Origin of the sequence: Nostoc sp. PA-18-2419 (genome assembly GCF_005869855.1) — a bacterium.
Lineage (GTDB): Bacteria > Cyanobacteriota > Cyanobacteriia > Cyanobacteriales > Nostocaceae > Nostoc.
The window spans coordinates 65,512-89,380 of record NZ_SZNH01000024.1; the positions used below are offsets into that span (position 1 = coordinate 65,512).

Genomic DNA, 23,869 nt, shown 5'->3' on the forward strand with positions numbered 1-23,869 from the left:
ATGAGCATAAATCAGTTGCAACAAATGGTGTTGATGGTAAGTGCGCTACTAGTATTGGGTGTTGGGCCTTGCTGGGCAGAAACTGTTAAAAAAAATATCGCTAATATCCCTAGCATCCGTGAGGTAAAACTTCCGCTCACCAGCGCCGAAACAAGAGTGCAGTTGCCAACATCAGAAGTTGTGCAAGTTACTGGAGTTAAGGCAAATCCCACTGATAAAGGTGTGGATATTATTTTACAAACAACTCTTGGACAACAATTACAACTGGTAAATAGCAGTGCTGGCAATAACTTTATTGTTGATATTCCTAATGCTCAACTGCGCCTACCATCAGGCGATGTATTCACATTCCGATCAGAAAAACCACTTGCGGGTATTACTGAAATAACGGTAACTAACTTTGATGCCAAGACTATCCGGGTGACAGTGACAGGTGAGACGACTCTACCAATTGTCGAATTGTATGACAGTCCAAATGAGGGTTTGATTTTCACCGTTGCGAGTACTGTACCTTCGGCACAACAGCCCCCAGCCGAGCAGGCTGAAAACCAGACACAGCCAACTCAACCATCAGCATCTAGTGATGAACCAATTGAATTAGTAGTGACAGGTGAGCAAGATGGATATAAGGTGCCTAATGCGACAACTGCGACGAAAACTGACACGCCCATCCGCGACATTCCCGCGTCGATTCAGGTTATCCCTCGTCAAGTCTTACAGGATCAACGAATTACTCGACCCAGGGAAGCCGTTCAGAACGTCAGTGGGGTGACTCCAGGCGGAAACGGTTCTCAAACTGCGACTGGTGAAACTTTTATCTTTCGAGGGTTTCAGGACGATGCTAATAATGTCTTTGTCGATGGTTTTAAGCGGCACGACTTCCTGGGTCGCCAGATTGATGTCGCTAACATTGAACAAATCGAAATTCTCAAGGGACCAGCATCAGTCCTTTACGGTCAAGGCGAACCGGGTGGCATTCTTAATATCGTGACCAAGCAACCCCTAAGAGAGCCTTTTTATGCTGTTGAAGGAACAATTGGTAACTTTGATTTTTACCGTCCAACATTTGATATTTCCGGTCCACTCAACGCTGACAAAACGATTCGCTATCGCTTGAACGCAGCATATCAAAACTCTGGTAGCTTTGTTGATTTTGTGAAAACAGAGCAAGTTTTTGTAGCGCCAGTCATTAGTTTTGATTTTGGTAAGGATACTAGTCTAACATTGGAAGCTCAGTATCTCAATACCTTAAAAGTAGAGTACGGGGGTATTCCGGCGGTTGGTTCTGTTCTTAATAGCCCCTTTGGACGAGTCCCCCGCTCCCGGTATGTCGATGACTCAAATTTGAAACTAGATCGTGATTATCTTGCGCTCGGCTATCGTTTTCAACACAAATTTAGTGATAATTGGTCAATCCGCAATGGGTTCAGAGCTGAGCTTGAAGATTATCAGGAGGCTTTTGCCTATAATTTAGGATTCCAATCAGACAATCGGACATTAAATCGTCGCGCTAGATTGGATAAAGCTAGGTCACGGAATTATTTTTTGCAAACTGATGTTCTTGGAACGATCCAGACTGGCATAGTTAAGCAGGATTTACTCTTCGGCTTGGAATTAGGTCGAACTAATTACATACGAAAAACATTCAGCCCAACACCTGCTTTACCACCCATTGATTTCTTTAACCCAAATTACGACCTACCTTCAATTCGATTTGAGAATAAAACAACAGACACACAAATTCCTCAAAATTCGATTGGTGTCTACGCCCAAGATTTAATCTCTATTGGAGACAAGTTAAAAATTTTGCTAGGTGGACGTTTCGATTTTGTAGATGCTTCCTATGAGAACAAGGTAAATGGGTTTTTAAATGAACCAAAAGACAGTGCTTTTAGCCCTCGTGTAGGAGTGGTTTACCAACCCCTGCCGCCAGTTTCTTTATATGCCAGTTATAGTCAATCATTCCAACCCTCTAATGGGTTCGACGCAAGCCCAGGTGAAAAACCGTTTAAGCCAACTACAGGTGAAGCTTTTGAAGTCGGGGTGAAAACAGAATTTCTGGATGGCAAACTTGCAGCAACCGTAGCGGCTTACCAAATCACCAAGCAAAACATTGCCGTATCTGATCCAGCCCGACCAGGATTCAGCCTCGAGATAGGTGAACAACGCAGCCGGGGCATTGAGTTTGATCTTGCAGGACAAATCTTGCCCGGTTGGAACATCATTGCCAGTTATGCCTATATTGATCCCGAAATCACCGAAGATTCCAGACCTGCTTTCAAGGGAAATCTGCCGAATAATGTTGCCCGAAATAGTGCTTCTTTATGGACAACCTATGAAATTCAAACTGGAAGTTGGAAAGGGTTTGGATTTGGCAGTGGCTTGTTTTTTGTGGGCGATCGCCAGGGAGACTTAGAGAATACGTTTACATTACCCAGCTATGTACGGACAGATGCTACAATCTTTTACCGCCGTGACAATTGGCGAGTCGGGCTGAATATCCAAAACTTGTTTGATGTGAACTATTTTGAAAGTTCCACTGGTAGAACCAGCGTGTATCCTGGCGCGCCATTTACAGTACTGGGCACGGTTTCGTGGCAGTTTTAACGAACTGTTGCCTTGTGCGAGTTAGCAAAAGGCTTGTACCAATGCTTTAGGCAGGGCTAACCCAGAGGTTTTGCTCGAAATACAGACGGGGGCGATCGCCAGAGAGACTTACCCAATACGTTTACATTACCCAGCTATGTACGGACAGATGCTGCAATTTTTTACTACCGTGACAATTAGCGAGTCGGGCTGAATATCAAGAACTTATTTGATGTGAATTATTTTGAAAGTGCTAGTGATAGAAACACTGTGTTTCCTGGCGCGCTGTTTAGAGTACTAGGGACAGTTTCATGGCAGTTTTATGAAAGAGTAATGATTTCGGCATCGAGTGGGTGCATAGTATCTCCATCAGAAAATCGCCCAATGAATACTAGGCGAGGTTAGCATGGTTCTTTGGTTACGAGAAGCGATCGCTCTTGCTTTTCATACTCCAGTCAGGCAATTCTATAAAGATACAATTATTCTCATCTAGGCGAATCATGCAGCAGATGAGATTGAAAATCTACCTAAATAAATTTAACTATTTGTTGGCAGTTTTGTGTTGGCTTGCATGGCGATCGCCTTTTTCTTCCTCAGCTTGAGAATACACGCCAATGGTAAAGCGATCGCCCTCAATTTATTAAAAAAGTCATATTTACGGTTGCGTTCGTCGTACTCCTACGGAGACGCTACGCGTTAACATCTCCGTTCGCGTAGCGTCTTTGATAGGAGAAGGAGAAGACGTTGCCAAAGGCATCGCTACACTTAGATTTATATTTGTTAGGTACAGTTTATAATTTACTTATTGAGAATATTTCTTAGTTTTTCTCGTAAGTCAAGTTTATTGATGAGATATTTTGATGGAAATCCTAACATTTGAAGAAAGTAATAACTTATTTCAAGAATATTTAGAAAAAACGGAAAAGGAACTTTTTAAATGTAATGGATTTGACTATGCTGTTAAATCTAAAGATAGGTTTTCTACTGGTTTTGTTTGTGCTGTTGAGCTACGTCCAGGACTTTTGCTTGTTATTATAGACGAATATTTTGAGCATGATTTAAGCGTCTGKGGTCATCATGACGAACAACCTTTTCCTTTAATTTCTCATTTTCACCTTTCCAGTAATTTGCGAACAATTACTCCAGGAATCAAAGAAATTCCAGATGATTATATAGAGTATGTTGGCAAAAATTATTTATTTTATTTACCAAACTTAGATGAGATTGAGCAGCATTCGGCTGGTGAGCATCGCTTAGATATAACTATATATATTTATCCTGATTGGCTGAGAAGTTTCAGCAAAAACTTTGAATTTCTACCTACTTCGTTACAATCCTTTTTAAAAGATAAATACCCGTTGAGATTTCATCACACTGTTGGAGAAATCACTTCGGCAATGTTTGTTGTTTTACGACAAATATTAGATGCTCCTTATCAGGGAATGATGAAGCGGATGTATTTAGAAAGTAAAGTGATTGAACTACTGGCGCTACAATTCAATCAACTTTTGTATAAAGAACAAACAATTCATCTATTAGTTAATCTGAAAGCAGCAGATATTGAAAAAGTTTATCATGCTAGAGATATCTTAATCTATCGAGTAGATAATCCTCCCTCATTGCTCGATTTAGCAGAGATGGTTCATTTAGGAGAACGAAAGTTGCAACAAGGTTTTAAAGAAATTTTTGGGACTACTGTTTTTGGCTATTTGCATGACTATCGCATGGAACAAGCAAAAATCATGCTAAATGGGACAAAAATGCAAGTAGCAGAAGTATCAAACGCTGTAGGGTATGCACATTTAGGTTATTTTGCTCAAGCTTTTAAGAAAAAATTTGGAGTTACGCCAAAAGAATGTCAACTTGGAAAAAAGTTGCTGAAGTGACAAAAAATTGCAGCTTTACAGATAGACACGGTTATTGAAACTCCGTAAGGTGACTTCAAGAGGTACTTGAGAATATCTGTCTATTGGTAGAGCTAGTTATGAGAAGATTACAGAGGATGCTTGCGGGTTGTAGGTATGTTAGTTTGCAATTGTGGGCGATCGCTCTAGTTTTACCAATGATGCAACCTGCTTGGGGAAATGAATTTCCGGGTATCAAGCAAGCTCAAAGAGGTTTTTCTACAAATGCAGCTGATTTGTTAGCACAAAGCAATGTTGGAGTTACAGAAGTTACTGGCGTTAAAGTTAATGCAACTTCCACGGGGATTGAGGTAATTTTACAAACATCTCAAGCTCAGGCGTTGCAAGTTGTCAACAAAAGTAATGCCAACAGCTTCATTGCCGATATTCCCAACGCACAATTACGTTTACTGCTCGGTAACTCCTTCCAGCAAGAAAAACCAATTGCAGGAATTAGCCAAGTAACAGTAACAAACCTTGATGCAAAGACTGTGCGGTTGACGGTAGTGGGTGAGAAAGCTTTGCCCACGGTTGAATTGTTTGATGATAATGTCGGGCTGGTTTTTGGTATAAGTTCACAAGCAACGGCGACTTCTCCACAACAGTCACCCCAAGCTATTCAGCCAGAAAATCAGACACAATCAACTCCACCATCAGCAGAAAGTGATAAACCAATTGAGTTAGTAGTCACAGGCGAGCAAGATGGGTATCGCGTACCGGATGCTTCCACTGCTACCCGAACAGATACCCCCCTACGCGATATTCCTGCCTCAATTCAAGTCATCCCTCGACAGGTGTTACAAGACCAAAAAGCAGTGCGGTTACAGGATGCAGTGCAAAACGTGAGTGGGGTTACTCAAGGGGGTAACTACGGAGGCTTAAATGCAGGTAGCTATATCATTCGTGGTTTCCGGCAGGATGGAAATTTTAGAAATGGATTCCGCGATAGCGACTTCTTCACATTATCAGACGTAGCAAACTTGGAACGAGTTGAGATACTTAAGGGACCAGCCTCAGTGCTTTTCGGTCAGGCTGAACCGGGTGGGATTATTAACCTTGTGACGAAGCAGCCGTTAAGCGAACCCTATTACGCGGCTGAATTTACTGCCGGAAGCTACGATTTTTATCGACCGACTTTAGACATCTCTGGTCCGTTGAATACAGACAAAACTCTGTTATATCGCTTGAATGTTGCTTACCAAAACTCTGGGAGTTTTCGTGACTTTGTTGACACTGAACGTATCTTCATCGCGCCATCTCTAACCTGGAAAATCGGCACTAAGACAACATTAAACTTTGATTTCGAGTATCTAAATAATGATACCGGATTTGATCGAGGCCTTGTCACTGTTGGCAACAGACCTGCCCCAATTCCGATTAGTCGGTTCTTAGGAATTCCTGGAGAAAATGATTCAAAAAACATAGTTTACAGAGCTGGTTACAGATTAGAACATAAGTTTAGTGAAAATTGGCAGCTTCGCAATGCTGTTTCCATTACCATAAACAAGTCAAATAATTTCTACACCGAACCAGATAGCTTAATCGATGATCGGTTCTTTGTCAGATATTATGAGAATAGTAAATTTGAAACTGACAACTACAGTCTCCAAACAGAGGTCATAGGAAAGTTTGCAACTGGGTCAATTATCCACCAACCGCTTTTGGGAATAGAGCTAAACCGAAGCGACGGCCCGGTAATTTTTAGAGATGTTATTTTGCCACCTCTCGATATTTTTAGTTCGGTGAATAACAGCGTTATCCCTACCGATCCTCTAGAAGCTACTTTCAAGGCACGACTTCGTACAGACAGATTAGGGATTTATCTTCAAGATCAGGTTACTCTGCTGGATAATTTGAAGCTACTGGTCGGAGGGCGTTTCGACTTTACCGAGCAGAAAAATGACGATTTGCTTGCCGGAACTAGCATCAGTCAATCTGACCAAGCCTTTAGCCCGCGAGTTGGCATAGTCTACCAGCCGATACCGCCAATCTCGCTTTATGCCAGCTATAGCAGTTCTTTCGTTCCAGCTATTGGGAATTCAGCTAACGGTTCTACATTTGAACCTACACAAGGCACACAATATGAGGTGGGTATCAAAGCAGATTTGAGTAACAGACTGTCTGCAACACTGGCAGCATACCAGATTACAAAAACCAATGTCCTGACTACCGATCTCAACAATCCCAGTTTTTCCATTCAAGTCGGAGAGCAACGCAGTCAAGGCATTGAACTAGATGTTGCAGGCGAAATTTTGCCTGGTTGGAAAATTATTGCCGCTTACGCTTATACCGATGCTGAAATTACTGAAGACAACAATCCACTGCTAGCTGGCAATTTGTTGAACAACGTTGCTAAAAATACTGTTAGTCTGTGGACAACTTATGAAATCCAACGCGGGAGTTTACAAGGTTTAGGATTTGGATTGGGACTGTATTATGTAGGGGATAGACAGGGCGATTTGGCTAACACTTTTGTGTTACCCAGCTACTTCCGCACGGATGCAGCACTTTATTACAAACGCAATAACTGGAAGGCTGCAATCAATATCAAGAATCTCTTTGATGAGAGATATTACGAAACCAGCCAGACAAGACTTGTCATCTATCCAGGTGCGCCGTTGACGGTGTTGGGAACAATTTCGTGGGAGTTTTAGTGTCTGCGGTAAAGAGTTACGGGAATAAGGGGATGAAGAAGTTGAAATTTTAGCTTAGGGTTATTCTACATCGGCGATGCCTGCGGCGAGCTGCGCTAACGCTACCGAGACTTAAACAACTCATTTGTGCCAAGTTATGTACGCACTGATGCTGCGTTTCTGCTATTTAGCACTTTCAATATACCTTTTCGCTTGCGGAAAACACCAAAATGAGTAAGCAAACTGGGGTTTGAGTAAGTCAAAGTTGATTTTACTTGCGGAAAACACCAAAATGAGTAAGCAAACTGGGGTTTGAGTAAGTCAAAGTTGATTTTACTTGCGGAAAACACCAAAATGAGTAAGCAAACTGGGGTTTGAATAAGTCAAAGTTGATTTTACTTGCGGAAAACACCAAAATGAATAAGCAAACTGAGGTTTGAATAAGTCAAAGTTGATTTTATTTACTCATTTGAGTAGATCGCGCACTCATTTCCATAAATTCAGTAAACAAAAAGCGCGATCGCTTCATAATTTCAGTAGATTCAACAAGCAAACCGCCATGAGTTACCAAGCTTTGTAGGCGATGCCTGCGGTGCTTGCTAGCCTACGCATTACTCAAAAACAGATGTAGGCGATGCCTTTGGCATCGCTTACTACAATGCTTATTGTTCATATACTTTTAGGCGATGCCTGCGGTGCTTGCTAGCCTACGTACTCTCAAACCTTGAATGTGTGGGGTTGCCTTCAACATCGCTTGCTGCGATCGCGTTTGTTTTTCGTACATGATGAGGCAATGTCTCTTGAGTTAGGGATAAATCGCGGTAAGATTATTGAAACTAATTAGCATCAATGTTTACCATCTACTAGTTGCCAACTATGACTATTACTACTACAACAGCAGAGTGGCTAGAATGGTGGGCAGAAGCTGCCAAAAATAGTCTGCAAAATCCATTAGAGCCATTTGAATTATATCGTCAAGTACCTAAACAAGTCGGCAAGGGCTATGAGCGAGATATTGAAGTGTATCCTCAAGTGTTACTTTCAATGTGGGACTGTGAATATCACGATGATATATCGCAGAAAGAACCGGAATCGAATCATCCACTGCAATTTTATGTCCAGCTTTTAGGAAATAACGCAGACAATACACTGATCTCTGGTGCTGGCGTTCAACGCTCATGGATGTCGATAACTCCAAAATCACGGAGTGTGGGCATGAATATTCATCTGCCACCTGAGCTATTGGGAACCTTTTTCCCGATAGCTGGCGGTGAAATTCCTTCCCAGTTCAGCCTATTGGCGAAAGATAATGATTTGCAGACAATACTAGAGCCTAAGAAGACTAGTGCTGTCAACTCTGTGGTGCAACAAATTATCTATTGTCCTTATCAAGGAATCACCAAGTTGATGTTCTTGCAGGTAAGAGTGCTGGAACTGATCCGCTTGCAGTTAACTCCTCTATTAGTGGATCGAGGTGGAATGCAACTATCGCTACGACAGAAACCTGAAACTATCGCCTGCATTTATCACGCTAAGGATATCTTACTCTCCCGTTTGGAGAATCCACCTTCAATACTGGAATTGGCGCAATTGGTAGGGTTGAGCGAGAGTACCCTGCAACGCGGATTTCGTCAACTGTTTGGCACAACAGTATTTAGTTATCTGACTGATAAACGTATGGAAAGAGCAGAACAATTACTGCGAAGTGGTAGGCTGAGTGTTGCCGAAGTAGCTAATTTGGTAGGTTATGCTCACCTCGGACACTTTGGTGCTGCCTTTAAGCGCAGGTTTGGGATTACACCGAGTGAATGTCTTTTTGGCAAAAAGCTTGTTTCGGGATAGTGTGCTTGTTTTTGGATAGACAAACCTGCGATCGCTCTTCTAAACTAAGCTTGATTGCAATTAATAAATATCTGCAATAAACCTTTTAATTAAAACTGGGTGGAGAGTGGCGTGGAAAGTCGGCAGTCCAATATTTCTTTATGGCTGGCAGCAACTTTAGTGGGGATTATCTCTACTCTAGTAACTCAAGTAGCTTCCGCAGAGATGAAAGTTGAGAATAATAGTCAAAAAACCTCTGTTTTGAATGAACATGGTCTTAATCAAAAAATCCGACAACTCAGCGAGTTAGAAATTCCTCTCACCAGCGCTCAAAATTTATTAGTGCAGTCGCCCACACCGCAAACTACACCCACGCCGACAATTCAAATAACGGGGGTAAAAGCCAATCCTACCTCTAAAGGTGTGGAGGTTATTTTAGAGACACCTGTTGGTACTCAACTACAACTAACAAATCGGAGTACGGGCAATAATTTTATTGTAGATGTAGCTGGTGGGCAGTTACGTTTAGCTGATGGCAATGCTTTTACATTCCGTTCCCAAAAACCAGTTGAGGGAATTACTGAAATAACTGTTACTAATATTGATGCAAATACTGTGCGAGTGACAGTGGTGGGTGTTGCAGTTTTACCAACGGTTGAGTTATTTGATGATGATGCAGGGCTAGTTTTTGCAGTAGCAACTACAGCAACGGCAACTTCTCCACAACAGCCATCTCAAACACCTCAAGCACAGCTGCCCCAAAACCAGACACAACCAACTCAATCGGCAGAGAGCGATCAGCCGATTGAGTTGGTGGTGACAGGTGAGCAAGATGGGTATAAAGTCCCTAATGCGACAACTGCGACGAAAACTGATACGCCCATCCGTGACATTCCTCAGTCGATTCAGGTTATCCCAAACCAAGTACTAAAGGATCAACGAATTACGCAATTAAGGGAATCAGTTCAGAATGTCAGTGGTGTGACTCCTGGAATCGGTGGTTCTCAAACTGGGGGTGGTKAAAGCTTTTTTTCCGAGGGTTTGATGGGGGCGACACTGGTAATACTTTTGTCAATGGTTTTAGGAGATACAACCCTTATAGTCACCAGTCAGATGTCGCTAACATTGAACAAATCGAAATTCTCAAGGGACCAGCATCAGTCCTTTATGGTCAGGGGGAACCAGGTGGTATTCTCAATATTACAACCAAGCAACCCCTTTCTGAACCTTATTATGCTGTTGAAGGAACAATTGGTAACTTTGATTTTTACCGTCCGACATTTGATATTTCCGGTCCACTCAACGCCGACAAAACGATTCGCTATCGTTTGAATGCAGCATATCAAAACTCTGGTAGCTTTGTGGATTTTGTGAAAACGGAGCAAGTCTTTGTAGCGCCAGTCATTAGTTTTGATTTTGGTAAGAATACAAGCCTAACATTGGAAGCTGAGTATCTTAATACCTCCAAAGTATCGTACTCAGGTATTCCTGCCGATGGTTCGGTTTTTGATAGCCCTTTTGGACGAGTCCCCCGCTCCCGCTATGTCGATGACCCAGATTTGAAACTAGAACGTGATGTTGTTGTACTCGGCTATCGCTTTCAACACAAATTTAGCGATCGCTGGTCAATCCGTAATGGATTCAGAACTGAGCTTGAAAATTATCAGGAAGCTTTTGACTATAATTTAGGACTGCAAGCAGACAATCGGACATTGGATCGTGTTGCTAGATTTGATAAAGCTAAGTCACAGAATTATTATTTGCAAACTGATGTTCTTGGAACTATCCAGACTGGCATAGTTAAGCACGATTTACTCTTCGGCTTGGATTTAAGTAGGATTAATTTCACCCGCAAGATATTCTATTCAACACCCGCCTTGCCACCCATCGATTTCTTTAACCCAAATTATGACCGACCTTCACTTCAATTTGATACAATAGTTCAAGACCAAGAATTTCCTCAAAATTTGATTGGTGTCTATGGCCAGGATTTGATTTCAATTGGAGATCAGTTCAAGATTTTGCTAGGTGGTCGCTTTGATTTTGCACAAGCCTCCTATGAGGATGCAGTAGCTGGTATCTCAAACGATCAAGAAGATTCAGCTTTCAGCCCTCGCATTGGCATTGTTTACCAACCTATTAAACCAATCTCGTTATACGCCAGTTATAGTCGTTCATTTCAACCCTCTATCGCTTTTTACACAAATGCCGACGATACTCCATTTGAGCCAACTAGGGGCGAACAATTTGAAGTTGGGGTCAAGAGTGAATTTTTGGATGGCAAACTTGCAGCAACACTGGCGGCTTACCAACTTACCAAGCAAAATCTTGTTGTTAGCGATCCGGTGAATCCGCTAAATAGCCTCCAGGTGGGCGAACAACGCTCTCGTGGCATTGAGTTTGATGTCGCTGGAGAAATCTCGCCGGGATGGAAAATCATTGCCAGTTATACCTATATCGATCCGGAAATTACTGAAGATACCAGACCAGAGTATAAGGGGAATCAACCGAGTAATATTGCCCGAAATAGTGCTTCTTTATGGACAACCTATGAAATTCAAACTGGAGATTTGAAAGGTTTTGGATTTGGTGGGGGATTATTTTTTGTAGGTGACAGACAGGGAGACTTGGAGAATACATTCACATTGCCCAGTTATGTGCGAACCGATGCACTGATTTATTACCGCCGTGACAACTGGCGAGTCGGGCTGAATATCAAGAACTTGTTTGATGTAAACTATTTTGAAAGTGCCTATGGTAGAAGCACTGTGTTTCCTGGCGCGCCGTTTACAGTACTAGGGACAGTTTCGTGGCAGTTTTAACAATCATTGTATCTACTGTTGCCCTTGTCCGAATTTTGGGTTAGCAAAAGGCTTGTACCAATGGTTTAGGCAGGGCTAATCCAGAGGTTTTGATCGAAATACAGACGGGGGCGATCGCGTCAAACAAGATTTAGTAAATAGTGATGTTCAATAACTTTTTTGATTCAGCCCTGTAGCTGTTACATATAGAATTTCTATTTAATTTCTGCGAAGCTAAGTACAACTCGAAGAGGTGATGATATAAGTCCTAATTTAAACCAACTCCGGTGGATATATATTTTCAGATACTTTATTACCTTTAACCAAATGTTCATTGACGATAGTTTTAGCGACATTTGAGTTAACGCGAGTGTACCAAGTCCGATCATCTGAATAAAATACTACTGGTCCTAATTGGCAAACTTCCAAACAACCAGATGTTCTTACTTTCACATCTACACCTGCTTTTTCAACTGCTGATTTTAAAGCGTCAAATGTGGGTTGCCATTTCCGGGAAGGAAGACAGCGAGTAGAAGTGCAAACAGAAATATAAGAAAGTTTCAATGGGTTTTTAGTAAAAGGAATTGGTTTGTTTCCCAATACATAAATTTCTCGTAATTCCTGATAAAGAGCTAACTTTGATAAATTAGGCTTACCTTCTGGTAATAAATTTTCACCTTCTACATACGGATTTGGCAAGAAAATAGTCATAAGGTTTTCGTCTGCACCATTCCAAAAATCAATACCCCAACTTCTAGGGATACCTTCTGCATTAAACCGTCGATAAAATGCAGCGCGACTAACTTGACGTTGTTGCCTTAATTCTAAAGGAGTCTTACAATGAGGGCCACCTAAATTTGCCTCTATACATAGATGCAAATGCCAGCCTTCTGCAACTACTGTGAGATATCCATCATAGAGAATACAAATTTTAGGTGGAGCATTAAATTCTAATTCTAACACACCTCCTTGGACAATGTGCCCTACCCCTACCTGTTGCCAATTTTGCTGAAATAAGGTGTAGAGTAGTGACGATAAAACATCAGTACTCGAATCAAAATATTCATATTCAATAGACCCCCCCGTAGATAAAATCTCACTTACAACCTTATTTACTGGAGTTACCCAACAATTAAACTCAGCCATTTGAAACTCTCCTCTGCATAATAAAAAATTATTTTTCTTAAAACGTAGAACTCAACCCAACTTGAAAAACCCTCCCCCCATCAGGATAACCTGGAAACAACTGATAACGTTGGTCAAAGAGATTATCTACACTACCTGTGAGTATTAAGTTATCACTTAGAGGTACACGCATTTTGAAATCAAAAGTAGTGTACCCAGGCAAAGATTCTGTATTAGTGTTATTTATTGGATACGCACCCAAAGAATGTATTAGTATTCCAGTATATAAACCTTGAGAAGTTTCATAAGAAAGTCCTGCATTTAAACTATCTGCACCTGCAAATCGTAATTCTTTATCAACTTCAGCTGAATTTGTACTTTTCAAAATCTGCGGATCGTTTGCTGTATAACTAACAAAAGCATAGATATTCTTCGCCAACTGCAAATTTAAAACTGCTTCGATTCCTGTAGTGCGAACTTTACCAATATTTTCGTAAGTAGCTACCGGAACAACAAAGTTATAAGCGATTAAATCTGATATTGTATTGTTGAAATAGGTTAAGCGCAACAAACCAAAATTGCCTAGCTTCTGGTCAATTCCAATATCATAACTATCGCCTTTCTCTGGACGGAGATTAGGATTACCAACGTAAGTGCTACCATTCGCATATAAGCTGAAAAGATTCGGCGCACGGAAATTATTGATATAATTAGCTCTCAGGGTGGTAGAATCTGTAAGTGCAAATTTTGTCCCAATACTTGGTGATGTAAAAGAGCCATTTGTCAAGCTACTAAAGTCCTGACGTAAACCTAAGTTTGCAGTGAAACTAGGAGTTAAATTAATTTCATATCTAGCAAATAGCGCTCCTTGACTAATACTATCGTCGTAAGTGACTGTTTTTGTATCAACAGAAAAGTCAAATGTACTATTAGTAGCTGAGACATTGCGGTAATCAAAGCCGTAAACTAAGGTTTGATTATGAGCAAATTTCCAACTGTGTTGTGCTTGCAATCCATAAGAAGCTTGCCTGTTATCATATCGTGCTTGGGATGAATTGCGACTATCAAAACGAGTGTTGAGGAAATCTGCATACACTCTGGCTGTTAGCAATGAATCATTCCCACCTCCAAGTTTTGAGTTCCAAATTAAATCCGTGAGAACTTGATCTGTGTATTTGCGATCGCTATCAGTCAACGAGTTAAAATAGCCTTGACCGTATAATGGTTCGGGAATCGGGACTCCTCCTGGTACTCCTTGGTCTTTGCCTAAGTATAAAGTAGAGAGAGTTAGGGTATTACGAGAACCTAAATCCGCCTCCAACTTCACGTTGAAGTTGTTGTAGAGAACATCATTATTGTCTCTGGTTCCCTCGAAATTCGCCTCTGGAATCGAAAAAGAGTAGTTATTTTCAGCTTGGGTACGGTTATAACCTACAACCCAACCAATATCTCCTATTTTTCCGCTACTATTGATAGTCTGCTGATTTAGTCCATACGCGCCAAAATTAACACCTGCTTGTGTCGTCACTTTTTCTGTAGGACGACGAGTGATAATGTTAATCACCCCTCCAATTGCATCAGAACCATAAAGGGTAGAACCACCACCTGGTAATACTTCGATTCTTTCAACAATATTGGTAGTAAATTCTGAAAGGTCAAAACCACCAGAACCAAGTTCATTAATTGGTCTACCATCAAGCAAAATCAAAACTTGTGCAGAGTTAGAACCTCGGATAAATTGACCGCTTAAAGCATTTACTTCTGTGCCAACAGTACCATCCGGCAAGATTCCTGGAAGAAATTTGAGCGCTTCTCTGACAGTTTTAGCACCTTGGGCTTCTATTTCTTCGCCTGTAATCACGTAAACCGGACGGGTGGAATCTTTCACTGTCCCCTCGCGGCGAAAGGGTGAGTAAACAGGTTCATTGAGTAGTTTATCGATAACTGTTAATTCAATATCTGGTTCTTTTTCTTCTATGGACGCTGGGGTATTTTCAGGCGTTGTTTGTGCAACTTGTTGTAAGTCTGTTGCAGTACCTTTATACTTGGGAAACTCAGATATTTGTTGGACTTGATTAGCGTACGCACAGCCTCCCCCACATACAATCCCATGGATTGCGGTAAAAACGAAGATTTTTGAGAGAAACTCACAACAAGTAACGACACGATAAGTGGACATGAAACTCCTCGTTTTCAGTAAATGCAGATATTAATTTGTGCGATTTAGTTTTGAGATTTAGGCTTAAATTAGCTTGCTACAATGCATTGCCATACCTAAATCATGGTGGATACTATTTGGATAGCAAAAAAGACTCTGTAGTATTCTTTATAAATACCCAAATTATTATAAAACAACTCAAAATTGAGTATCGTTACTAACAGCGAAGCGAACTAGTAACACTTGCAGAGGGTACTTTGTTAAATCGATATCTGTACCCATAAAATTTGTTAATCAAATGTATCATCTGTGCCTCGCAGATAAGTATTTTGTGTCTAAAGTGAGTCGGCGGGCATTCTGACTTAGAGACACGTTGTCTTCGTCTCTTTACAGCTGCGGGACAGTGCCGGATTTACACCGAACTTTCCCCCTTGCGTCTGATGGCTGCTCCCCATCAGAACCGACAATTATGTGTCACATTAGCATAATTAGTGTCTGTATGTAAATTTAGTCGCTAAGAATTTTGATAAATTATTTCAATTCTCGAAATTATTATAAAATTATTGAGAATAATATTATCTAAATATACTATTAATCGCCAGCTATGACTATTCGCATAGTAGTCAAGCCAATGTTTGCATCTTCTGATTAATCATACATTTGAGCGCCTCAGACTCAAATCCCCCGCTGGCTTCTGCACACAAAGCAATGTCAATCCTTAAAAGTAGGCGCATTATGGGTAGTCGTGAAGTGCGATCGCTTTATTCTGCCCAGATTGGAAACGATAAACTCTTTATAGGAGTAGTTTTTTAGCAAAACTCAAAAGGTATGGGGCAATGGTGCGATTAAAGCTGTGGCAATGGGTTGTATTAGTAATTCCGATCGCTTTCATTATTATTTTCTTACTAGTATCCGCTGGTTTACAAATCCATGCCTGGGGCATTAATTGGATTTGGGGTGTGTTCACTCTTTTATTCGTTAGCTGGCGTTGGTTACTAGTAAAATGGACTCAACCCGCCCTACAGCAGGTAGAAGCTGTATTAGCCGAAGTCCAGCAAGAATTAGAATCGACAGCAGAAGATACAGTACTACCACCGGGAAGCGACACCACAAAGCTTGCAGAAACAGCCTTGCAAGAAATTCTCCAAACCGCACAAAGCGATCGCCCGATTTGGGAAGATTGGCAAACTTTTTGGACGCGATGCCAAGATTTGGTTGCAGCGATCGCGCATATCTACAATCCGCAAATTCAATATCCCTTGTTAAATATCTACGTTCCCCAAGCTTACGGACTAATTCGCGGAACGGTGGACGATGTGGATCTGTGGATGCAAAAGTTATCCCCTGTGCTAAATCAGGTAACGGTTGGGCAAGCATACCAAGCCTACGAAGTTTACCGCAAGTTGGAACCATCTGCCCGGAAATTCTGGAAAGCTTGGAACTGGGCGCAGTGGCTGTTAAATCCCGTGGCGGCGGTGGCAAAACAAGTTAGCCAAGGTTCCAGTAACCGCGCAACTGAGCAATTATTGGTGAATTTGAGTCAATTATTGCGGGAAGCTGCCCTGAGAAACTTATGCCGACAAGCGATCGCGCTCTACGGAGGTAGCACTTTACCGATTTCAGTATCCTCGACTACACAAACTCTACCCAAAGCCAAAACTCAAACACTCAAACAAATCCTGGCTCAAGCCCAACCTGCGGAGGCGGTTGAACAAAAACCCGTAAGTATTCTGCTGGTGGGACGCACGGGTTCGGGAAAAAGCAGTTTGATTAACACCTTATTTCAAGCAGATCTGGCAGCCGTTGATGTTTTGCCCAGTACCGATCGCATTCAAAATTACCAATGGCACTCTCAAAGCGGGGAAAGCCTGACGCTTTGGGATACACCTGGTTACGAACAAGTCAAGCGTAGAGATTTACGAAATTTAGTGCTTGATTATGCTGACAACGCAGATTTGCTGCTGTTAGTAACCCCAGCTTTAGATCCTGCCTTACAAATGGATGTAGACTTTCTCGAAGACGTGAAAACAGAAATTCCAGATTTACCAGCGATCGCAGTTGTCACCCAGGTAGATCGTCTGCGTCCAATCCGCGAATGGCAACCGCCTTATGATTGGCAATGGGGCGATCGTCCTAAGGAAATTGCGATTCGTGAAGCCACTGAGTACCGTAATAAGCAGCTGGAAAACTTCTGTAATTTAGTTCTCCCTCTGGTTACAGCTGACAACAAAACACGTCGAGTCGCTTGGGGAGTAGAAGCGCTATCCTTGGGATTAGTAAATGCGATCGCTCCTAGCAAGCAACTGCGTTTGGCTCGGTTTTTGCGTAACCTGGAAGCCCGCACCGTTGCTGCTGCAAAAATTATCGACCATTACACTTTTCAAATGGCAACAACGCAGGGATTAACGTCACTGCTCAAAAGTCCTGTCCTCCAGTTTATTTCTACGCTATCAACTGGATCTCCAACCTTGGCTTATCTGCTAGCAGAACAAATCCCGGTGGAACAGCTACCAATTGTAATTGGTAAACTCCAAATGGCTTATGATTTGTTCTCACTTTTGAATACAGGTAACTCTAACCTGCTCAATTTTGAATTGCTATCTTTGTGGCCGTTGCTGTTAGAAAACTCTGCTTCACCTGAGCGGAATGCTTGGGCATTTGGTCACGCTTTAGTGGAATATTGGACTCAAAATTTGACAGTGGAACAACTTAGCGATCGGTTTAAGAACTATCTATCTACATTAAATCAAAATAAACAGGGTAATTAAATTATGTAAGAAGATTACTTTACCTTTCTTGCTGCTGATAATATTCGTTAGCTATTTACAATACCAAGAAGGGCAAACACCGTCAAATAAAACACGCTTTGCAGCTTTGATCGTAGTTGAATCTAGCTAGGGTTTGCCAAGCTTTAGCGGAGCGATCGCCTCTTGACTGAGTGCTTAAGGTTTGGGCGATCGCCCCTGATAAAAGCTAAATTGAAGTAGGTACAGTTTTGGATCTGGTCATTGAGCGATCGCCCTTTACCTCTAACATCATGTTACCATTAAATACTGTAGTAATTCTCTCCAGAGTTACTAGCAAGTATGAGATTAATAAAATATAGATGATTAGCTAAATAGGAAAATGCGATGGAAGGTAAAAGATTTATCCATACCTTGCGATTAGAGAATTTTCTTTCCTATGGAAGTGAAGGTGAAGAGATTGAACTGGAACCGCTTAATGTTTTAATTGGTGCTAACACTTCAGGTAAATCGAATTTAATTGAAGCAATTGGAATTTTAAAAGCAACACCAACAGACTTACCCGCCCCATTTCGGCAAGGTGGAGGGGTTGGCGAATTTCTGTGGAAGGGTGGACAGGAAAATCCAATAGCTAAAATAAAAGCTACTTTAAGTTATCCTAAAATACCTCAACCGTTACACTATGAGTTAAAGTTCACAGTCACGAGACAAAGACTAGATTTGATAGACGAAATAATAGAAAATAAATCTCTGACTGCTGGTGAAAATATTGTAATTTCTTACTATCATTATAACAGTGTTTACCCAGATTTACGGAGAGGAGAATTATATGTTAATCCACTTAATGTCAAATCAGACCAGTCTATTTTATCCCAGAAAACAGACCCAGATTTATATCCAGAACTCTCTTATATCAGTACTGAATTTTCAAATATTTGTTTATATCGTTACTGGCAAATTGGGCGATATTCAGAACCTAGAAATGCTCAAAAAACTGATTTACCGCAACATCCTTTACTAGAAGATATAAGTAATTTAAGTTTATTTCTAAATGATTTAAAATCCAAAATTGGAACTAGAAAACTTATAGAAAATTTAAAAAAAAATTATGAAACAGCAGAGGAACTGGATGTAATAATATACGCAGGTACAGTACAGATATTTATTCGTGAAGAAGGTTATATTCAACCAATTCCTGCAAATCGTTTATCTGATGGTACACTTCGTTATTTATTTTTAATGGTTTTATTACTTGATCCAACTCCACCGCCACTTATATGTATTGAAGAACCAGAATTAGGTTTGCATCCAGATATTCTACCTACTATTGCAGAAATGTTAATAGAAGCATCGCGGCGTACTCAAATCATAGTAACTACGCATTCTGATGCTTTAGTTTCTGCTTTGAGTGAATATCCTGAATCAGTGTTGGTATGCGAACGCGATGAAAAAGGCTCTCACCTCCGCCGCCTTGAACCTGATAAACTGAAAAACTGGCTAGAAAATTATACTCTTGGTGACCTCTGGCGGATGGGTGAAATTGGGGGAAATCGATGGTAAAAGAGGTGAGAATTTATATAGAAGGTGGTGGAGATGGAAAGAATACGAAAGCTTTAATCAGACAAGGATTTAGCAAACTTTTCAAAGCACTTGTGGAAATAGCTAAAAGTCAACAAATTAAATGGGATATTACTATATGCGGTTCTCGTAATAACGCTTTCCGTGATTTTAGGAATGCTTTGAAATCTCATCCAGAAGCCTTTAATGTGTTGCTTGTTGATGCAGAAGCATCTGTTACTACACAGTCTCCTTGGGAACATCTTAAGTTTAGGGATAATTGGGATGCACCACCAGGTATTGATGATAGCCATTGCCATTTAATGGTACAAACAATAGAAGCTTGGTTTATTAGTGATATGGCAACTCTCAAAATATTTTACGGAAAGGGATTTAAAGAAAATGCTATTTCCAAGAATGCTAATGTGGAGATTATTGACAAAGATAGTTTAAAACCAAGCTTAAAAGCCGCCACTTGTCCCACTATAAAGGGTGAATATCACGAAATCAAACACGCTTCCAAGCTTTTAGAGTTGTTGGACGCTGATAGAGTACGTCAAGCTTCGCCATACTGCGATCGCTTTTTCACTACACTAACTACAATCATGGGTGCATCAGCAAGCTAATATAACGAAGGGTAAAATATCCTTGAGCGATCGCTCTTTGCCTCTAACATCACGCTACCATCAGATATTGTGGAATTTCCCTGCGTAACTCGATAGCATCTATGACTGCCTCTCACTCTGAAACTCCATCTACCAAAGCCGATGCCAGTACTTTTATTTCTGACCATCGACAGGTAGACCGCAGTAAGCTAAGTCAAATGTACCTGCATTATGTCGAGACGAAGGATAAATATCCTCACGCGATGTTGCTGTATCGAGTGGGAGATTTCTTTGAATGTTATTTCCAAGATGCTGTCAAACTAGCGCAAGAATTAGAATTAGCCCTCACCAGCAAGCAAGCTGGGGAACAAGGACGGGTGGCGATGTCTGGTGTTCCGCATCACGCTTGGGAACGCTACGCGACGATGCTAGTCGAAAAAGGCTATGCAGTAGTAATTTGTGACCAAGTAGAAGATGCAGCAGAAGCTACTGGGAGATTGGTGCGGCGGGAGGTAACGCGCGTCCTCACTCCTGGCACTTTGTTGGAAGAGGGAATGCTCAAATCAAGTCGCAATAATTACTTGGCAGCAGTAGTAATTGCCGCAAATCATTGGGGCTTAGCCTATGCAGACATCTCCACAGGAGAATTCCTCACCACTCAAGGCAGCGATTTGGAACATTTGACACAAGAATTAATGCGCTTGCAACCTTCAGAAGTGTTAGTTCCGACAAATGCACCTGATTTGGGTAGTTTGCTGCGTCCAGGAGAAACTTCGCCGCATCTACCGGAGTGTTTGCCGCCATCATTTTGTTATAGTTTGCGATCGCAACTTCCCTTTGCTCAAGGCGAGGCTAGACCAAGATTATTACAGAAATTTAAAGTGCGATCGCTCGAAGGACTCGGTTGCGACCATCTTCCCCTCGCCGTTCGTGCGGCTGGTGGTCTTCTAGAATACTTGGAAGATACCCAAAAAGAAAACCCAGTCTGCCTGCAAAGACTCCGCACTTACACGGTTACTGATTATTTAATAGTAGATAATCAAACTCGGCGTAACCTGGAAATTACTCAAACTGTACGTGATGGCACATTTCACGGTTCCCTACTCTGGGCATTAGATAGAACTAGTACAGCAATGGGTGGGCGGGCTTTGCGACGATGGTTATTGCAACCACTAATCGATATTAAAGGCATTCGGGCGCGGCAAGACACCATCGAAGAATTGATGGAAAATACACCCCTACGCCAAGATTTACGCCAGTTGTTGCGGCAAATTTATGATTTAGAACGGCTGACGGGAAGGGCGGGTTCTGGTACTGCTAACGCTAGAGATTTAGCAGCTTTGGCAGATTCTCTCTCACGCTTACCGCAACTATCCGACTTAGTTGCTGATACGCGTTCTCCTTTCTTGAAAGCTTTACAAAAAGTACCGTCAATTTTAGAAGAATTGGCACAAAAGTTACACGCCCATCTTGTGGAGTCGCCACCAATACATATAAAAGAAGGCGGATTGATTCGTTCTGGCGTAAATTCCTCGTTAGATGACAGGAAAGTGACTGTAGAAGCAGACCAACAATGGATTGCTAATTTGGAAGTTGACGAAAGAGCAAAGACGGGAATTCCCACATTAAAAGTAGGATTCAATAAAACCTTTGGTTATTATATCAGTATTTCCCGCGCCAAAGCCGACCAAGTACCCGCCAATTATATCCGCAAGCAAACGCTGACCAATGAAGAACGTTATATCACTCCTGACTTGAAAGAACGGGAAGCACGAATTCTCACAGCCCGAGATGATTTAAATCAGTTGGAATATGAGATTTTTATAGCATTACGGGAAGAAGTAGCAGCGCAGGCGGAAGTAATTCGGCATTTATCTCGTGCAGTCGCGGCGGCAGATGTGTTGTGTGGTCTAGCTGAATTGGCCGTGCAGCAAGGTTATTGTCGTCCAGAAATCTTGTCAGGAAGAGAAATCAACATAGTTGATGGTCGTCATCCGGTGGTAGAACAGTCTTTACCTGCGGGGTTCTTTGTACCGAATTCGACGCAATTGGGTCAAGAGTCATCAGTAATTAGTCATTTGTCATTAGCAGAAGACCAAGGACAAATAACAAATGACAATCCTGATTTAATCATCCTCACTGGGCCAAACGCTAGCGGCAAAAGTTGTTATTTGCGTCAGGTGGGATTGATTCAGTTAATGGCACAAATTGGTAGTTTTGTCTCAGCTAGATTTGCCAGATTGGGAATCTGCGATCGCATTTTCACCCGTGTCGGTGCAGTGGATGATTTGGCAACTGGTCAATCAACGTTTATGGTGGAAATGAATGAAACGGCAAATATTCTCAACCATGCTACATCTAGGTCATTAGTATTGTTAGATGAAATTGGCCGGGGAACGGCAACATTTGATGGTCTTTCCATTGCTTGGGCGGTGGCAGAATATATTGCAGTAGAAATTCGGGCGCGAACAATTTTTGCCACTCATTACCACGAGTTAAATGAACTAGCCAGCATTTTGTCGAATGTGGCTAACTATCAAGTGACAGTCAAAGAATTACCCGACCAAATTATCTTTTTGCACCAAGTCCAACCAGGAGGTGCTGATAAATCCTATGGAATTGAAGCCGGAAGATTGGCGGGTTTACCAGCGGTAGTGATTCAACGAGCAAAACAAGTAATGGGGCAAATTGAGAAACATAGTAAGATTGCGATCGGTTTGCAAAATTTGGATGAAACTKTGTCGATTGACTAATTATTTGTCTGTCTTGAAAAATTAATATTTAAATTACCACTGCCAACAATTCCAGTTTTCATAAGTTAACCTGATTCCACCCTAGATTGCCAAGAGATTATAGTTAAGGCAGGTGAAGTAGCCACAAAGCAATTATGACCACCAACTTACCTGTAGTCACAGAGATTGTACCAATTGTTTTGCAATTGCAACCTGCGATCGCCATGACTGACAATCAGTTTTATGATTTTTGTCAACTCAACCGTGATTTTCGCATCGAACGCAATGCTGTTGGAGAATTAATGATTATGCCCCCTACTGGTTCTGAAAGCGATGAACGCAATTTTAATTTAGTTGGGCAGTTGTGGGTGTGGACAAAGCAAGATGGTACAGGTGTAGGCTTTGGTTCCAGTGGTGGGTTTACTTTACCTAACGGTGCAGTCAGATCGCCTGATGCCGCGTGGATAAAACGCACGTGTTGGGAAGCAATACCAGCACAACTACGAAAAAAATTTGCACCGATTTGTCCGGAATTTGTGATTGAATTGCGTTCTGAGACTGATAACTTACGAATTTTGCAAGACAAAATACAAGAGTATATTGATAATGGCACACAACTTGGTTGGTTAATTGATAGAAAACAACGCCAAGTTTTTATTTATCGTCCTAATATTACGGTTGAGGTATTAGATAACCCTAAGACGCTGAGTAGGGAACCATTGCTAGCTGGGTTTGTTTTAGATTTAAGTCAAGTTTGGTAAGCAAAAAGACAAAACTTTTAAGAAATAGAGCATTGAGCCGAGATGCTTGCAAAAACTAAAAGCAGCAAGAAAGTGACGATTGACTAATCATGTCCGGTTGAATATTTATAATTAGGACTTATACAAAGACGCAAAGACACAAAAAATTTTGAAGTACAAGTAATTAAGCGGTGATCATATAACTAGAGCTTACATTTAAAAGATTTACAGCAATTTCGAGGTAAATGAGGTACACATAGTATTGGTGCATCAAGACTTAAAATGAAAGCATACTCAATCGATTTACGAGAAAAAATAGTAAATACTTACGAAAAGGGTGGTACTTCAATAAGAAAGGTTGCCGTGCAATTTGGTGTAGCAAAAAGCTATGTGCAAAAGCTAATCCAACTTCATAGAGTGCAAGGACATCTAGAACCCAAAAAGCAAGGTGGAGCCATGAAGG

General features: G+C 41.4%; 13 protein-coding genes, 2 pseudogenes and 1 riboswitch. Of the genes and pseudogenes, 13 read left to right on the top strand and 2 right to left on the bottom strand.

The window, feature by feature from the left end; genetic code table 11:
- From FCR06_RS22190 to FCR06_RS22210, 7 genes and pseudogenes are all read left to right on the top strand, one after another.
- Entirely contained in the window at positions 1–2,607 is a 2,607-nt protein-coding gene (locus FCR06_RS22190; protein WP_138503581.1) for a TonB-dependent siderophore receptor, read from the top strand.
- 70 nt (positions 2,608–2,677) lie between these two features.
- Positions 2,678–2,800 carry a hypothetical protein gene (locus tag FCR06_RS34345; RefSeq protein ID WP_262984699.1) on the top strand — a complete coding sequence of 41 codons (123 nt, stop codon included), beginning with the start codon at positions 2,678–2,680 and terminating at the stop codon, positions 2,798–2,800.
- Between the two features lie 345 nt (positions 2,801–3,145).
- The gene (locus tag FCR06_RS32875) at positions 3,146–3,286 is read left to right on the top strand and encodes a hypothetical protein (RefSeq protein ID WP_189523523.1); all 141 of its coding nucleotides are present in this window, start codon (positions 3,146–3,148) and stop codon (positions 3,284–3,286) included.
- A gap of 160 nt (positions 3,287–3,446) precedes the next feature.
- Complete coding sequence (locus FCR06_RS22195) at positions 3,447–4,472, top strand: helix-turn-helix transcriptional regulator (RefSeq protein WP_138503609.1); 1,026 nt, start codon at positions 3,447–3,449, stop codon at positions 4,470–4,472.
- A 98-nt stretch (positions 4,473–4,570) separates the two neighbouring features.
- Positions 4,571–7,144 carry a TonB-dependent siderophore receptor gene (locus FCR06_RS22200; protein ID WP_138503584.1) on the top strand — a complete coding sequence of 858 codons (2,574 nt, stop codon included), beginning with the start codon at positions 4,571–4,573 and terminating at the stop codon, positions 7,142–7,144.
- Positions 7,145–7,999: 855 nt separating this feature from the next.
- Positions 8,000–8,965: an AraC family transcriptional regulator gene (locus FCR06_RS22205; RefSeq protein WP_138503586.1), complete on the top strand. Its 966-nt coding sequence runs from the start codon at positions 8,000–8,002 to the stop codon at positions 8,963–8,965.
- A gap of 204 nt (positions 8,966–9,169) precedes the next feature.
- Positions 9,170–11,766 (top strand): annotated as a pseudogene (locus FCR06_RS22210) (TonB-dependent siderophore receptor).
- A 252-nt stretch (positions 11,767–12,018) separates the two neighbouring features.
- Here the strand turns inward: FCR06_RS22210 and FCR06_RS22215 are convergent.
- Together FCR06_RS22215 and FCR06_RS22220 are read right to left on the bottom strand one after the other, a co-directional pair.
- On the bottom strand, positions 12,019–12,891 hold the full coding sequence (locus tag FCR06_RS22215) for a (2Fe-2S) ferredoxin domain-containing protein (RefSeq protein ID WP_138503588.1): 873 nt from the start codon (positions 12,889–12,891) through the stop codon (positions 12,019–12,021).
- A 37-nt stretch (positions 12,892–12,928) separates the two neighbouring features.
- Positions 12,929–15,049, bottom strand: coding sequence for a TonB-dependent receptor plug domain-containing protein (locus tag FCR06_RS22220; RefSeq protein WP_223280236.1), 2,121 nt, complete (start codon positions 15,047–15,049; stop codon positions 12,929–12,931).
- A gap of 308 nt (positions 15,050–15,357) precedes the next feature.
- Positions 15,358–15,508, bottom strand: a riboswitch (cobalamin riboswitch).
- A 356-nt stretch (positions 15,509–15,864) separates the two neighbouring features.
- Between FCR06_RS22220 and FCR06_RS22225 the strand changes: the two genes are divergently transcribed.
- From FCR06_RS22225 to FCR06_RS22250, 6 genes and pseudogenes are all read left to right on the top strand, one after another.
- Entirely contained in the window at positions 15,865–17,796 is a 1,932-nt protein-coding gene (locus FCR06_RS22225; protein WP_138503590.1) for a GTPase family protein, read from the top strand.
- Positions 17,797–18,159: 363 nt separating this feature from the next.
- Positions 18,160–19,332 carry an AAA family ATPase gene (locus FCR06_RS22230; RefSeq protein WP_138503592.1) on the top strand — a complete coding sequence of 391 codons (1,173 nt, stop codon included), beginning with the start codon at positions 18,160–18,162 and terminating at the stop codon, positions 19,330–19,332.
- A complete protein-coding gene (locus FCR06_RS22235; RefSeq protein WP_138503594.1) occupies positions 19,326–19,955 on the top strand; it encodes a DUF4276 family protein in 630 nt (209 codons plus the stop codon). The genes FCR06_RS22230 and FCR06_RS22235 overlap by 7 nt, the downstream gene beginning before the upstream one ends.
- 101 nt (positions 19,956–20,056) lie before the next feature.
- The gene (mutS, locus tag FCR06_RS22240) at positions 20,057–22,687 is read left to right on the top strand and encodes a DNA mismatch repair protein MutS (RefSeq protein ID WP_138503596.1); all 2,631 of its coding nucleotides are present in this window, start codon (positions 20,057–20,059) and stop codon (positions 22,685–22,687) included.
- Between the two features lie 134 nt (positions 22,688–22,821).
- Positions 22,822–23,427 (top strand): Uma2 family endonuclease, encoded by a 606-nt coding sequence (locus FCR06_RS22245; protein ID WP_138503598.1) that lies wholly within the window; start codon positions 22,822–22,824, stop codon positions 23,425–23,427.
- A 261-nt stretch (positions 23,428–23,688) separates the two neighbouring features.
- A pseudogene (locus FCR06_RS22250) lies at positions 23,689–23,869 on the top strand (IS630 family transposase); the annotation flags it as partial.